A 12,693-nucleotide genomic window follows, 5' to 3' on the forward strand; every position below is an offset into this window, starting at 1 on the left:
TGACTGTTTGCGATACACTGCGCGCCACTATTTTCGAAAATCTGAGCGTTATGTTTACCGGAATTGTACAGACTCAAGCAACGGTGGTCAGTGCCGTTTTACGTGAAGGGATCATGAAACTGGTACTGTCGGTCGACAGCCATCATTTGGAAAAGTTAACTCATGGTGCCAGTATCGCAATCAATGGTTGTTGTCTGACCGTGACTGACTTTGAGGTCAGAGGGGCAGATGTCGTAGGTCAGGTGTCTTTTGACGTGATTGACGAAACACTTAAGTTGACCAATTTGAGTGCGTTACAGCAAGGTGATCGGGTCAACTTTGAACGCTCAGTTACCTTTGGCACAGAGCTGGGCGGGCACATCGTATCCGGGCATATACATTGCCTGGCTACGATCTTGGCCTTTATTCGCGAAGCCGACAATTGCCGAATTAAGCTTGCAATACCAGAACAGTGGAAAAAGTACATCCTGTACAAAGGCTTTATCAGTGTCAACGGTGCGAGTCTAACGGTAGGCAAACTTGAAGAAGATGGCTTCTGGTTGCATCTCATCCCGGAAACGCTGGCCCTGACCAATATTGGTTTAGCCCATGTTGGAGAGGTATTTAACATTGAGGTTGACCAGCAAACCTACACGACAGTGAACACCGTAGAGCACTATCTGCGTAAAAACCGAGGCAATTTCTCGTTGTAAGACAGGCACACTCAGTGCCTGTTAAAACACTTGCTCGTCGTCTGAATCTACCCTCAATTCAAGTTTATTAATTGCGTAGTCAATGTGCATATTCAAGTGGATTGGATTGCAACAGGCTGCGCAATCTTCGTAGTAATCCTGATCGCCCTCGCTGGCGTCCAGACTAACAAAGATATGGTGACCGCAATGCGGACAACTGATACGTTGGTCATACAGCTGCTTCATGAGTTTACTCCAACGAGTTTTCCATTTTTCGCATTAATAACTATAGCAGCATTGCGGATTATTACAGTAAAGTTGCACTTATTTGTACAGAGTTTCAATGTGGCTGGCGGCTTGTTTCAGGTAATCTCCTGCAAACATATTGGCATGGCACAGCAGCGGGTATAATTGATAAATACGACGGCGTTCTGCGTACCCATCCAGGCGCGGATAAATGCTGTCGTAGCCTTCATAAAACGCGTGGGGCAAGGGGGCAAAGAGCTCACTGGATGCCAGGTCGACCTCTCTGTCACCATAGTAGCAAGAAGGGCAAAACAAACAGGGCTTGCCCTGTGCAAAGGCGATATTGCCGCGCCAGAAGTGACCATGCAGTAAAGAAGGGGCCACCTGATGTGGCAACATGGGTTTGATATGCTCAACAAATTGGTCAATATCGACCAGCTTAATGCCTTTTTCGGCTAACAGCTGGAGTTGCCAGGCGATGCGCTCCTCTGCAAAGAATACTTCCCACTTTTTGTGCCACTGGTTGGGTTGTGCCAAATCAAAAAAGTAGTTGTCTTCTTCCAGGCCATACATTTGTTGTTCATGGCGTGCGTGTAACTTGGCCAGGGTGGTGCCGCAGCTAAACCAGTCTTCTAGCTCTCCTGATGTTTCCAGCCACTCTAGTACTAAAAAGCAAAACTCGATACTGGAGCCAATTGTGATGGTGTCAGCGACCAGAAAGTCACTGTCGCGGATCAGGGTGTCGTGGTTACGGGCTTCGCATTCAAAGCGCTCGAGTGCCTGGACATGATCGACTTTAACCAGATAGCTGTGATGATCATTCTCGATTTTAAATAAACGCGCATGCGCGTTGCAGGGCAATTGCGTTTTTCGGGTGTACTCGAAGTGTTCATGGATTGCATCACTGATATACTGGTTTACAAGATTCCACATAGTAGCGCCATGGTTAAGTACCACACATATCCTAAACTATGATCGATTTTTGCTATAACACAAATACTTGTAGAGAGATTTAAATTCACTACAATATGCGGCCGAACAAAATACTCAGATCAAAAGAGGCACTGATGAGTAAAAGTTTAGCGACGAATATCCTGGCCGCTGCAGTTGTGCTGCTCGGCTGGTTGTTAGATCTTGACGTGTTGTTGACTATGGGCTTATTTGCCTTGTCCGGGGCCGTGACCAATTGGCTCGCAATTCATATGTTGTTCGAAAAAGTACCGGGCCTGTATGGTTCGGGTGTGATCACCATCAAATTCAAAGAGTTCAAGTCGGCCATTCGTAAGTTGATACTCGAAGAATTTTTTAATGACGACAAGCTACGCAGCTTTGCCAAAAAAAATGAAATCCAGCTGGACCTCAAACCTGTGATCACACAGACGGACTTGTCACCTGCGTTCAATAAGCTGGTGCAGGTGATTGAGGCTTCTCAGTTCGGCGCCATCTTGGCCATGGTAGGCGGAAAAGAAGCGATTGAACCGATGAAAGACAGCTTTACCGATAAGATGAAGGAAGCGCTGTTTGAGATCAGTGAAGGTCCGGAGTTTCAGCAACAACTATCGGGATTACTGAGCAGTGGTCAGTCGGTTGATGCGGTGAAAGTGGCCATTGAACACGCCGTAGAAGAGCGCCTGGAAGAGTTAACGCCGGCGATGGTCAAGAGCATCATTCAGGACATGATCCATACTCATCTTGGTTGGCTGGTCGTTTGGGGTGGTGTCTTTGGTGGTTTGTTTGGCCTGATCGCGGCTTTGATATAACCTAGTTGCGCGACAATTGGCGCATCGTGACGGGCGTTAGAAGTCAGTCACAATGCGCTGTATGTATTTCGCACACTTATCTTGAACCCGAAACAACGACCGCCTGTTTACTGTCAGTCATTGCAATATCTCGGATAGAAGTGTCTGTGGTAAAGTCGATTTTCAGCAAGCGCGCCGTTTTATGCAGCGCAAACTTTTTGGCAAACTGAGGCACTGTCATATCGTTACAGACGAGTTTGTCGGCAACAATGGCTCTGCTGATGCGATGGTCTTGTAGCTCTTTAATTAGTGTGAGGCGGTGGTTGGTCCCAACTGCGACACACAGTTGAGTCGCAACACTGTTATCTGCTGCTACAAATTCAACATTTCCGGCAGTGGCAGACAAGCTGGTGGCCAGAAGTAGTGGGGAAAGCAATAAAGTCGCGGCAAGTTTCATGATTTTCTCCAGATTTATACAAAGCTCACAACAAGTATTAATGCGAACGGTGCAAAATGCTGTAACCATGAAATAACCGAATGTAAGTAACTATGTCTGCTGCAAAAACCTCAAGTAACAAGCTGATTTTAATGATATAGTTGTGTCTGACGTAAGCTCAAGCTGGGCTTTTCCTGGGCAATTATTTTTCGATTAACTATTTTTCTTTGTTTTATTATAGCGATGTTTTCGTTTGATTGAGCTCAGATTAATACCTGTGTCAAAAGTATGTCTATGCTTCTGTAAGTGTGTCTGGTCGTGGCATGCACCACAGTTGCCAGCCAAACTCTGGTGGTAACTGATGCGACACCTGGTTGTATGTCATTGAGAAAAAAGCTTAGCTATGAGATGTGCTTAAGCTCAATACGTATGGGGCTGGTTGGGCCAGTGAGCAGAAAAATCAGAAGTGTTTCTCTCGCCTGAAGAAAACTCGAAATGTGCAGGTGACCGAGCTATATTGTGAACTGTCGAAACTCAGTTGCAATTTTACGTCAATTGTTAGCCAATAGACTGCGGGATGATCACTCACGCAGAACAATAAGAGAAAAATGATGCAAAAATTCAAGCCAACGGCGATTGTACTTGCATTAAGTACAGTTCTTTTAGGGTGCCAGGACAAAGGCCCTCAGAAAGAAAAAGTCACCATTGAAAAAAATCCATATCCAAGTACCTATCAGCCTCACAGCAAAGGCTCTACTCTAATCACTAATGCGACTGTACTGACAGGTACAGGTGAATTACTTGAAGACACAGATGTACTGCTAAAAGAAGGTAAAATCAGCCAGGTTGGTAAAGATCTGTCTGTACAAGCTGATGTCACCATTGATGCACAAGGCAAGTGGGTAACCCCCGGGATCATTGACGTACACTCACATCTTGGCGCCTACCCAAGTCCGTCAGTCGAGTCTCATGCCGATGGTAACGAAATTACCAAGCCCAATACGGCACAAGTTTGGGTAGAGCACTCAGTATGGCCGCAAGATCCGGGCTTTAACCGAGCGCGTGAAGGCGGGATCACTACATTACAGATTTTGCCAGGCTCTGCTAATTTGTTTGGCGGCCGCAGCGTCACGCTGAAAAACGTGCCGTCGCCAACTATGCAGGGCATGAAGTTTCCGGATGCGCCTTATGGTCTGAAAATGGCTTGTGGTGAAAACCCGAAACGTGTCTATGGTGGTAAAGGGGTAGCGCCATATACCCGCATGGGTAACATGGCTGGATATCGTGCTGCCTGGGCAGAAGCAACTGAATATAAGCAGGCCTGGGAACAATACGAGGCGGCCTATGCTGCGGGGTTGAATCCGGATGCGCCAAAGCGTGATATTCGTATGGATACGCTTCGCGGTGTACTTGACGGTGAAATTTTAATCCACAACCACTGCTATAAAGCCGAAGAAATGGCGATGATGATTGACCTTTCTAAAGAGTTTAATTATCACGCGGGTACCTTCCACCATGGTATTGAAGCGTACAAAGTCGCTGATTTACTTGCTGAAAATGGCAACTGTGCAGCATTGTGGCCGGACTGGTGGGGCTTCAAAATGGAAGCGTACGACATGGTGCCAGAAAATGTGGCAATCGTAGATGCAGTTAAGAATTCCTGTGCTGTTGTTCACTCCGATTCAGACACCACGATTCAGCGTCTGAACCATGAAGCGGCCAAAATCATGAATACCGCGAACCAGGCTGGGTTCTCACTGAAAGAGCAAGATGCTATTAAGTGGATCACATACAATGCCGCTAAATCTCTTGGTATTGAAGACAAAACCGGTTCGGTAAAACAAGGCAAGCAAGCGGATATTGTTATCTGGGATCGCAACCCATTTAGCGTTTATTCCAAAGCTGAAACCGTGTATATAGACGGAGCCAAGGTATATGACCGCTTTGATGAGAAGTATCAAGCGGTGAGTGATTTTATGCTGGGTCAGCGCTAAGGAGTAAATGATGAATAAGTTTAAGGTTTCTTTATTGACCAGCGCATTGTTGGCTTCTTCTGCCGCTTTTGCTCAGATAACAGCAATCACCAATGCCAAGGTTCACACATTGACTGACGCGGGTACCCTGGAAGGGGCAACTGTGGTTATTGAAGATGGCACCATCAGTGCAATCAACCCAGCGAATGTGAGCGCAGATATTACGATTGATGCACAGGGCAGAGTGTTGACACCAGGCTTTATTGGCTCAATGAACCAGCTGGGACTGGTTGAAGTGAGCGCTGTCGCTGGCTCCAGAGATGCTGGTGATGATAAGGCAGACGTTGACTTTGATGCCAGCCCGGCATTCAATCCACGCTCTTCGCTTATTCCTTATGGCCGCAAAGGGGGTATTACGCAGAATGTGGTCGTGCCTCATGGTGGCAAAAGCATTTTTGAAGGTCTGGCATTTGTTGTCGACTTATCGGGTGAATTTAACAGTGTTCTGAAAACGCACACCGCTTTAGTGGTAGATATGGATGCAAGCGGCAGTGGCTCGCGGGCAATGAAGTATAAAACCCTGACTGAAAAGCTGGAAGGTCAGCAGCAAAAGCTGTCTGAAAAAGCCAAAAAAGACGCTAAAGAGGCGGCCAAAAAGCCAAGCCAGGAAGAGCAAGTGCTGACGGCAGTCTTAAAAGGCGAAATGCCAGTGGTTGTTGAAGTGGAGCGCGCATCAGACATTCTTGAGGTTCTGAAAGTAAAAGAGCAGTTTGGCCTTAACCTGGTCCTGTGGGGCGTGAACGATGCCGTGCTGGTTAAAGAGCAAATTGCCAAAGCCAATGTCCCGGTTGTGATCAGTGCCGTTTCTAATCTGCCAACCAGCTTCAGCTCATTACACGCTGATCTGACCAACGCCGGTGAGCTAGAACGCGCAGGCGTCAAAGTCCTGTTGTCTGGATTTGCTTTTGAAGGTGCGCACAACCTGTATCAATTGCGCTTTGATGCTGGTATTGCTGTTGCCCATGGCATGAGTTATGACGGCGCACTAAAGGCCGTCAGCAGCAATATTGCGGACGTGTTTGGTTTAGATGGCGGTAAAATCGCCGCTGGCCAACGTGCCGATCTGGTACTGTGGAGCGCTGATCCGTTCGAGTTTAACACCACCTTAGATAAGCTCTGGATCAACGGTGAAGAGGTGAGTACAGAGTCGCGTCACGATAAACTCAGAGAACGCTATACCACTGATTCTGATATGCCGCGTGCATACACCAAATAATCATGGTATTCAAAAGGCCCGCAAGGGCCTTTTTTGTTAACAAAGAAACGCGTTTTGACCTCGCCCATTTGCGTTTAACCGTTAGAAAAGTAAGACCGCTGGTGCTGTTGAATAGCCTTGCCATAGGATATAATTTGGCTAAGTCTTAAGAGGTTATAAACGTTTGAAGTGGCAAGCTCTGGTCGATAATCGACAGCGATTTTTTTGGGTTTTACAAATTGCAGGCTGGATTGGCTATGCATTAGTAAACTACATAGGGTCAAAAGTATTCGAAATGCGCGATATTTACGTTTTCGTGATCGTGCTCAACGCCTATGCCGGTTGTCTGATGACAGTCCCTCTGCGTTACCTTTATCGAAAAGTTTGGAATGCCAAGCCCTTATTACTTATTTTTGTGGTCTTTAGTGCCTCTTACCTGACCGGCACGCTATGGTCGGTTGTGCAAAAGTTCAATATGTGGGAGATCTACCGCCATGGCTACCGGCCAGAGGAGTGGTATTATTACCTACAGCAAGGTCTGGACTCTGTGTACATCATTTTGTGCTGGAGTGGTCTGTATTTCGGCATTAAGTACTATCAGTTGCTGCAAAGTGAGCGGCAAAAGGCCCTGAAAGCCAATACCATGGCCCACGAAGCGCAATTAAAGATGCTGCGTTATCAACTTAACCCCCATTTTCTTTTCAATACGCTCAATGCGATCTCGACCTTAATCCTGGTTGAAGAAAACAAAGACGCCAATCAGATGGTCTCCAGGTTGAGTGACTTCTTACGTTACACACTAAACACAGATCCAATCAAAAAAGTACCGCTGGAGCAGGAGTTACATGCACTCAAGCTGTATCTGAATATCGAAAAGGTCCGGTTTGATGAACGCCTGGAAGTGGTGTTCGATATCACAGACGAAGCGCAACAGGCATTGGTGCCCAGTTTGATTTTGCAACCTTTAATCGAAAACTCAATCAAGTATGCTATTGCACACATGGCCAGCGGTGGCAAAATTGAGATAAGAGCCCAGGTTTTTGCCAATGAGCTATTGTTAGAAGTGGGCGATAACGGGCCGGGCGCAACGATAGAAAATGGCCAGTTAAGTGACGTGCAGGGCGTTGGGATTGCCAACACTCAGGACAGATTGAAAACGCTATACGAAAACAACTATTCATTTGTGCTTGCGCACAATACACCTTCTGGATTGAAGGTGAATATACGAGTTCCTTTTGAAAAGGCTGAGAAGTAAAGTAATGAGCAAAATCAGAACGCTAATAGTAGATGATGAGTCCCTTGCCAGAAAAGGCCTGGCGGTGCGCTTAAAGCAAATAGAAGACATAGACGTTATCGAGTTGTGTAGCTCTGGAGAGCAGGCACTTGAGCTGTGCACCAATCAGCAAATAGATTTGGTATTTTTAGATATTCAAATGCCAACCATGAATGGCTTTGAAGTGGCCAGAGCACTCAGTGAAAGTGTTAAGCCGCTGCCAGCCATCGTGTTTGTCACTGCTTTTGATCATTATGCAGTAAAAGCCTTTGAAATTCATGCTTTAGATTACATCCTAAAGCCCGTAGATGACAACAGACTAAAACAGGCGGTTGAAAAAGTGCATAGCTATTTGAAAACACAACAAGACAATGCTCATAAGAAAAAGCTCGCCAGCTTCGTTGCCGGTATCACAGGCAATAACTGCGAAGAAATTCTGCGTAAACTGGCCACCGGCGATACCATTGAAGATAAAAAGTATCCTGAATCAATCGCGGTAAAAGAGCAGGGCGAAATCATTCGCGTTTCAGCTGCCTCAATCCAGTGGATCGACGCTGCCGGAGACTATATGTGTTTGCACTGTTCTGATGGGCAAACGCATATTCTGCGCAAGACAATGAAAGAACTAGAGCAGGAATTGGACCCTAAACTGTTTGTCCGTGTCCATCGCTCGGCCATAGTGAATACCAAGCAGATCAGCAAGCTGGTGACGCAAAGCAGTGGTGAGTATTTGCTGGTGCTTGAAAATGGCCAGGAGCTGAAAGTAAGCCGAAGTTATCGCGACAAAGTGAAAGCGGCATTGGCAAGTTAAGCCAATTCATTGACGATACGTTAATGAGGAAGGATTTTCCGGGCAGCGACGCCACCCGGACTTGTGCTATTAAACGGTGACAATTTTCATTGTATTGGTTGCACCAATGGTTTCCATTGCGTCACCGTGAGTCAGGATCACCGTATCGCCTTGTTCCAGCGCACCTGTTTCGACCAGAGTATTTAGCGCATCGCGAACGGTGGATTCTGCACTACATTCAGTCGAGTCAAAATAAACCGGATAAACGCCCCGATAAAGCGCCGTCTGGCCCAATGTTCTGGCATGTCGTGAAAGAGAGTAGATAGGCAAGCCAGAGCTAATTCTCGACATCAGCTTAGCTGTGTTCCCCGACTCCGTCAGTGCCACGATGGCTTTGACTGAAGTAAGGTGGTTGGCCGCATACATAGCCGACAACGCCAGCGTCTCTGAGGTGTCGGTAAACATGCTGTCCAGGCGATGTTTTGAGATATGGGTTTGTGGCTGAGACTCAGCGCCAAGACAAACACGCGCCATGGTGGCGACCGTTTCTTCCGGATAATCCCCTGCAGCCGTCTCTGCTGATAGCATAACCGCATCTGTGCCATCCAGTACGGCGTTGGCTACGTCCATCACTTCAGCGCGGGTTGGCATTGGGTTATCTATCATTGATTCCATCATTTGCGTCGCTGTGATCACAGTTCGGTTCAGTGAGCGCGCGCGGCTGATGATTTGTTTTTGCTTACCGACTAATGCGGCATCGCCAATTTCAACACCCAGGTCGCCACGGGCTACCATAACCGCATCAGAGGCCAGTACGATGTCGTCAATCGCTTCGATTGACTCTACGGCTTCTGCACGTTCAATTTTAGCCAGTAACTGTGCGTCTGAGCCCGCCTGTACGGCAAGCCCTCGCACGTAGCGCATATCTTCTCCACTGCGCGGGAAAGAGACTGCAATGTAATCAACGCCAATTTCTGTTGCTGTCAGTAAATCTTCTTTGTCTTTGTCGGTAAATGCCGGGGCAGTCAGACCGCCACCTAGCCGGTTGATCCCTTTATTGTTCGACAGAATACCACCTACAGTCACAGTACAGTGCACTTTATTACCTGCAACGTTATCTACTGTCAGCTGGATCAAACCGTCGTTCAGTAGTAATAAATCGCCTGGCTTAACGTCGTTTGGTAATTCTTTATAATCAATACCAACAGATTCAATGGTGCCCTGACCCTTATCGAGATCGGCATCCAGTGTAAATTTGGCGCCGACAGCCAGGTCTACTTTGCCATCTTTGAAAGTTGAAACGCGAATTTTAGGGCCCTGTAAATCAGCCAGAATCGCGACATGTTTATTTAATTTTTTAGCGATCTCTCTCACAGCCTCTGCGCGATCTTTGTGATCCTGCGCTACACCATGGGAAAAGTTCAAACGGACAACGTTTGCACCTGCGCGAATGATTTTTTCTAAGTTATTATCTCTATCTGTAGCTGGCCCTAACGTTGCTACGATTTTTGTGCGTCTAAGCATCAGGTTCTCCTGTTGACTTGTCTCGGTGACTTGATCCAGATAACTTGCTGGGTTTTAAGAAAGAAATATCTTATAGCCCTTTTTAACATGCAAATTAAATTATATCATCTATATGAACTGATTATGACACCGGTGTCAGGTGTCGTCAATCACGACTTTTTGTCAGTGAGATGCCACACTTATCTAAAATTGTTTGATTTACAACCAGATAAGCGGGATCAGCCAGGTAAGCTGAGCGCTTTATATCCCACACAGCTGGGGTATAATGACGGGCGTTACCGATAGATTATAGAATTTGTTACCGAGGAGGAAACTTAATGCAAGTTGCATTAGTTGGTTTGGGTGTGATGGGGAAAAACCTCGCGCTAAATTTGATAGAACAGGGCATGACATTAGTTGCCTATGATAAAAACCCGGATGCGGGCGCAGAGCTGTTGAGTTGTGCGCAGTCATTGGGCATTGCCGAGCGCCTTCACATAGTTTCCGATCTTGCTGACATGGTGAAAAGATTAGATACGCCAAGATCTGTGTTACTTTTAGTTCCGGCTGGTGAGCTGGTAGATAAAGTGTGTCACGACTTAATCGAAGCCGGCGTAGAAAAGGGCGATATCATTGTTGATTGTGGTAACAGTAACTACAAAGACGGAATTGCACGCAAACTGAAGTACCAGAACAAATTCGAATTCGCCACAATGGGCATATCAGGCGGAGCAGAAGGCGCCAGACATGGGCCTGCCATGATGGCCAGTGGCTCAGAAGGTGGCTGGGAGCGCTTAATCCCTTGGTTTGAAAAAGTTGCCGCAACGCATAATGGCGAATCTTGCTTCGCGCGCGTTGGCCAGTCTGCCAGCGGACATTTTGTTAAGATGGTGCATAACGGGATTGAATATGCGCTGATGCAACTTATCGCAGAAATGTACCAGTTGTTGCGTATTGGCACAGGGCGCACACCTGCACAGGTTGCTGAGGTATTCAAAAGCTGGTCAGAGGGGCCGCTTAACAGCTATCTGTTGGCGATATCCAGCCATATCCTCAGCCTGGAAACTGACAACAGCGAAGCTGTGGTTGATCTTATTGATAATAAGGTCGGCGCTAAAGGAACCGGTCTGTGGACGGCGCAAAACGCCCTTGAGCTCGGTATTGCCGTACCGTCTTTGGTGGCTGCCGTGCAAGCCAGACATCTGACCAACACCATAGACACGCCTGCTGCGAAAGAGATGACCTATGCGCAGCGTGCCACCAACAGTGTCGACTTAGACCTGGAAGAGCTGAAAGATGCGTTCTATTTTGCCAGCCTGCTTTGCTATCGCCAGGGCCTGGCATTGATAAAAGGGGCATCCAGGTCGCATCAGTGGAAAGTTGACCTTGATAAAACGCTTCAGACATGGCGCGCAGGATGTATCATCAGAGCCGATTACCTGGATGATATTGCCAAGGGCGTTGAGTTTTTAGATACCCTGGAAGGCCCGGCGAACGCATTGCGTAAAATTGCAGGCCAGGCCATCCAAAGCGGACTGGCATTCCCTGTACTCACGTCAACACAAACCTACATCGCAACGCTGAGTACGCCGAGCAATGGCCATTTAGTGCAGGCGCAACGTGACTATTTTGGCGAACATGGTATCAAGACACACAGTGGCGAGTCGTGCCACCTGACTGACCTTACGCACATTGATGCGAAAGTCAGATAATCTCTGAGTTACAACAAAAAAGCCCGGTGCATAAGCCCGGGCTTTTTTTGGTAAAGAGAAAGACTAACGTGTTAGCTCACCACGTAGATTATCCTGCATCAGATGGCGCACAGTTTCTAATTCCAGGCCCTGACTGAATAGGTAGTGTAACTTAGTTAAACAGGCTTCCAGCGTCATATCGTAGCCGCTGATCACGCCGCAGTTCAGTAAGGCGTTTCCGGTTGCATAGCCACCCATATTCACCTGGCCCTGAATGCATTGGGTTAAGTTGACAATGACCACGCCTCTATCTGAGGCAGCCTTAAGCGCGCTTAGTATATCCTCCTGTTGCGGGGCATTACCGACACCAAAGCTGAGCAGAATAAGCGCTTTGATATCGCTTTGTAATACATTCGCTACCATAGCGCTGCTGATCCCCGGATACAGGTGCAGCACAGCGATAGGCTGTGAGGCGATTGGTGTAACGCGCAGCGCCTGATCAACGTATGGGCTTAGCTGGCCCTCAAGCAATTGAATATTAATGCCTGCCTGGGCCAAAGGGGCCATGTTGGGCGAGGCAAAGGCGTCAAACCCGTCGGCGTGTGCTTTGATGGCCCTGTTACCTCGGAATAACTTGTTATTGAAAAACAGGCTGACCTCAGCAATGGGGTAATTTGCAGCAAGATACATCGCATTAAGCAAATTAACCTGGCCATCTGAGCGCAGCTGAGACAAAGGAATTTGTGAGCCGGTAATGATCACGGGTTTGGTCAGGTTCTCGAACATAAAAGAAAGTGCCGATGCCGTGTAGGCCATGGTATCCGTGCCATGAAGTACAACAAATCCGTCGTATTCTTCGTATTTGCTTTTTATATCATCGGCTATCAGCTGCCAGTGCTGTGGCGACATATCAGACGAATCAATCAGCGGGCAGTATTCATGAATGTCGAACAGCGGCATTTCTTCGCGGGTAAATTCAGCGTTACTTTTGACCGTTTCTGTCAAATAACCCGCGACGGGCACATACCCCCGGCTGGATTGTTTCATACCAATTGTGCCGCCTGTGTAGGCGATATAGATTTTTTTTCTTTTCATTCTGCTACCTAAAAAAAGCCC

The 12,693-nt window shown here is 47.3% G+C and carries 12 protein-coding genes; 7 read left to right on the top strand and 5 right to left on the bottom strand.

The window, feature by feature from the left end; genetic code table 11:
- The first annotated feature begins 50 nt into the window (after positions 1–50).
- Positions 51–692 carry a riboflavin synthase subunit alpha gene (locus L1285_RS13275; RefSeq protein ID WP_235412720.1) on the top strand — a complete coding sequence of 214 codons (642 nt, stop codon included), beginning with the start codon at positions 51–53 and terminating at the stop codon, positions 690–692.
- Positions 693–713: 21 nt separating this feature from the next.
- Here the strand turns inward: L1285_RS13275 and L1285_RS13280 are convergent, their stop codons facing one another.
- On the bottom strand, positions 714–917 hold the full coding sequence (locus tag L1285_RS13280; RefSeq protein WP_046004345.1) for a CPXCG motif-containing cysteine-rich protein: 204 nt from the start codon (positions 915–917) through the stop codon (positions 714–716).
- Positions 918–995: 78 nt separating this feature from the next.
- The gene (locus L1285_RS13285) at positions 996–1,850 is read right to left on the bottom strand and encodes a fructosamine kinase family protein (RefSeq protein ID WP_235412721.1); all 855 of its coding nucleotides are present in this window, start codon (positions 1,848–1,850) and stop codon (positions 996–998) included.
- 134 nt (positions 1,851–1,984) lie between these two features.
- Here L1285_RS13285 and L1285_RS13290 point away from each other — a divergent pair, with 134 nt between their 5' ends.
- A complete protein-coding gene (locus tag L1285_RS13290; protein WP_235412722.1) occupies positions 1,985–2,677 on the top strand; it encodes a DUF445 domain-containing protein in 693 nt (230 codons plus the stop codon).
- Positions 2,678–2,753: 76 nt separating this feature from the next.
- On the opposite strand, the gene L1285_RS13295 is transcribed toward L1285_RS13290, so the two are convergent.
- Positions 2,754–3,113 (bottom strand): DUF3718 domain-containing protein, encoded by a 360-nt coding sequence (locus L1285_RS13295; protein WP_235412723.1) that lies wholly within the window; start codon positions 3,111–3,113, stop codon positions 2,754–2,756.
- Positions 3,114–3,703: 590 nt separating this feature from the next.
- Between L1285_RS13295 and L1285_RS13300 the strand changes: the two genes are divergently transcribed.
- The 4 genes from L1285_RS13300 to L1285_RS13315 all read left to right on the top strand — a co-directional run bounded on the left by L1285_RS13300 (position 3,704) and on the right by L1285_RS13315 (position 8,404).
- Positions 3,704–5,086 carry an amidohydrolase gene (locus L1285_RS13300; protein WP_046004349.1) on the top strand — a complete coding sequence of 461 codons (1,383 nt, stop codon included), beginning with the start codon at positions 3,704–3,706 and terminating at the stop codon, positions 5,084–5,086.
- A gap of 10 nt (positions 5,087–5,096) precedes the next feature.
- A complete protein-coding gene (locus tag L1285_RS13305; RefSeq protein ID WP_235412724.1) occupies positions 5,097–6,341 on the top strand; it encodes an amidohydrolase family protein in 1,245 nt (414 codons plus the stop codon).
- Positions 6,342–6,504: 163 nt separating this feature from the next.
- Positions 6,505–7,575, top strand: coding sequence for a sensor histidine kinase (locus tag L1285_RS13310; RefSeq protein ID WP_235412725.1), 1,071 nt, complete (start codon positions 6,505–6,507; stop codon positions 7,573–7,575).
- A 4-nt stretch (positions 7,576–7,579) separates the two neighbouring features.
- The gene (locus tag L1285_RS13315) at positions 7,580–8,404 is read left to right on the top strand and encodes a LytR/AlgR family response regulator transcription factor (RefSeq protein WP_046004352.1); all 825 of its coding nucleotides are present in this window, start codon (positions 7,580–7,582) and stop codon (positions 8,402–8,404) included.
- 69 nt (positions 8,405–8,473) lie between these two features.
- Here L1285_RS13315 and pyk read toward each other — a convergent pair whose 3' ends face one another.
- Complete coding sequence (pyk, locus tag L1285_RS13320) at positions 8,474–9,907, bottom strand: pyruvate kinase (RefSeq protein ID WP_235412726.1); 1,434 nt, start codon at positions 9,905–9,907, stop codon at positions 8,474–8,476.
- A 317-nt stretch (positions 9,908–10,224) separates the two neighbouring features.
- Between pyk and gndA the strand changes: the two genes are divergently transcribed.
- Positions 10,225–11,598, top strand: coding sequence for an NADP-dependent phosphogluconate dehydrogenase (gene gndA / locus L1285_RS13325; RefSeq protein ID WP_235412727.1), 1,374 nt, complete (start codon positions 10,225–10,227; stop codon positions 11,596–11,598).
- 63 nt (positions 11,599–11,661) lie between these two features.
- On the opposite strand, the gene ansA is transcribed toward gndA, so the two are convergent.
- Positions 11,662–12,672 (bottom strand): asparaginase, encoded by a 1,011-nt coding sequence (gene ansA, locus L1285_RS13330; RefSeq protein WP_046004356.1) that lies wholly within the window; start codon positions 12,670–12,672, stop codon positions 11,662–11,664.
- Between the last annotated feature and the right edge of the window lie 21 nt (positions 12,673–12,693).

The organism is Pseudoalteromonas sp. DL2-H2.2 (genome assembly GCF_021532535.1).
GTDB classification, from domain to species: domain Bacteria; phylum Pseudomonadota; class Gammaproteobacteria; order Enterobacterales; family Alteromonadaceae; genus Pseudoalteromonas; species Pseudoalteromonas rubra_A.

What these genes read in the sequence shown, in the direction of transcription:
- L1285_RS13275 (WP_235412720.1), top strand. Translation starts at nt 51, where the DNA reads ATGTTTACCGGAATTGTACAGACTCAAGCAACGGTGGTCAGTGCCGTT.
- L1285_RS13295 (WP_235412723.1), bottom strand. Translation starts at nt 3,113, where the DNA reads ATGAAACTTGCCGCGACTTTATTGCTTTCCCCACTACTTCTGGCCACC.
- L1285_RS13285 (WP_235412721.1), bottom strand. Translation starts at nt 1,850, where the DNA reads ATGTGGAATCTTGTAAACCAGTATATCAGTGATGCAATCCATGAACAC.
- L1285_RS13300 (WP_046004349.1), top strand. Translation starts at nt 3,704, where the DNA reads ATGCAAAAATTCAAGCCAACGGCGATTGTACTTGCATTAAGTACAGTT.
- L1285_RS13280 (WP_046004345.1), bottom strand. Translation starts at nt 917, where the DNA reads ATGAAGCAGCTGTATGACCAACGTATCAGTTGTCCGCATTGCGGTCAC.
- gndA (WP_235412727.1), top strand. Translation starts at nt 10,225, where the DNA reads ATGCAAGTTGCATTAGTTGGTTTGGGTGTGATGGGGAAAAACCTCGCG.
- ansA (WP_046004356.1), bottom strand. Translation starts at nt 12,672, where the DNA reads ATGAAAAGAAAAAAAATCTATATCGCCTACACAGGCGGCACAATTGGT.
- L1285_RS13305 (WP_235412724.1), top strand. Translation starts at nt 5,097, where the DNA reads ATGAATAAGTTTAAGGTTTCTTTATTGACCAGCGCATTGTTGGCTTCT.
- L1285_RS13290 (WP_235412722.1), top strand. Translation starts at nt 1,985, where the DNA reads ATGAGTAAAAGTTTAGCGACGAATATCCTGGCCGCTGCAGTTGTGCTG.
- L1285_RS13315 (WP_046004352.1), top strand. Translation starts at nt 7,580, where the DNA reads ATGAGCAAAATCAGAACGCTAATAGTAGATGATGAGTCCCTTGCCAGA.
- pyk (WP_235412726.1), bottom strand. Translation starts at nt 9,907, where the DNA reads ATGCTTAGACGCACAAAAATCGTAGCAACGTTAGGGCCAGCTACAGAT.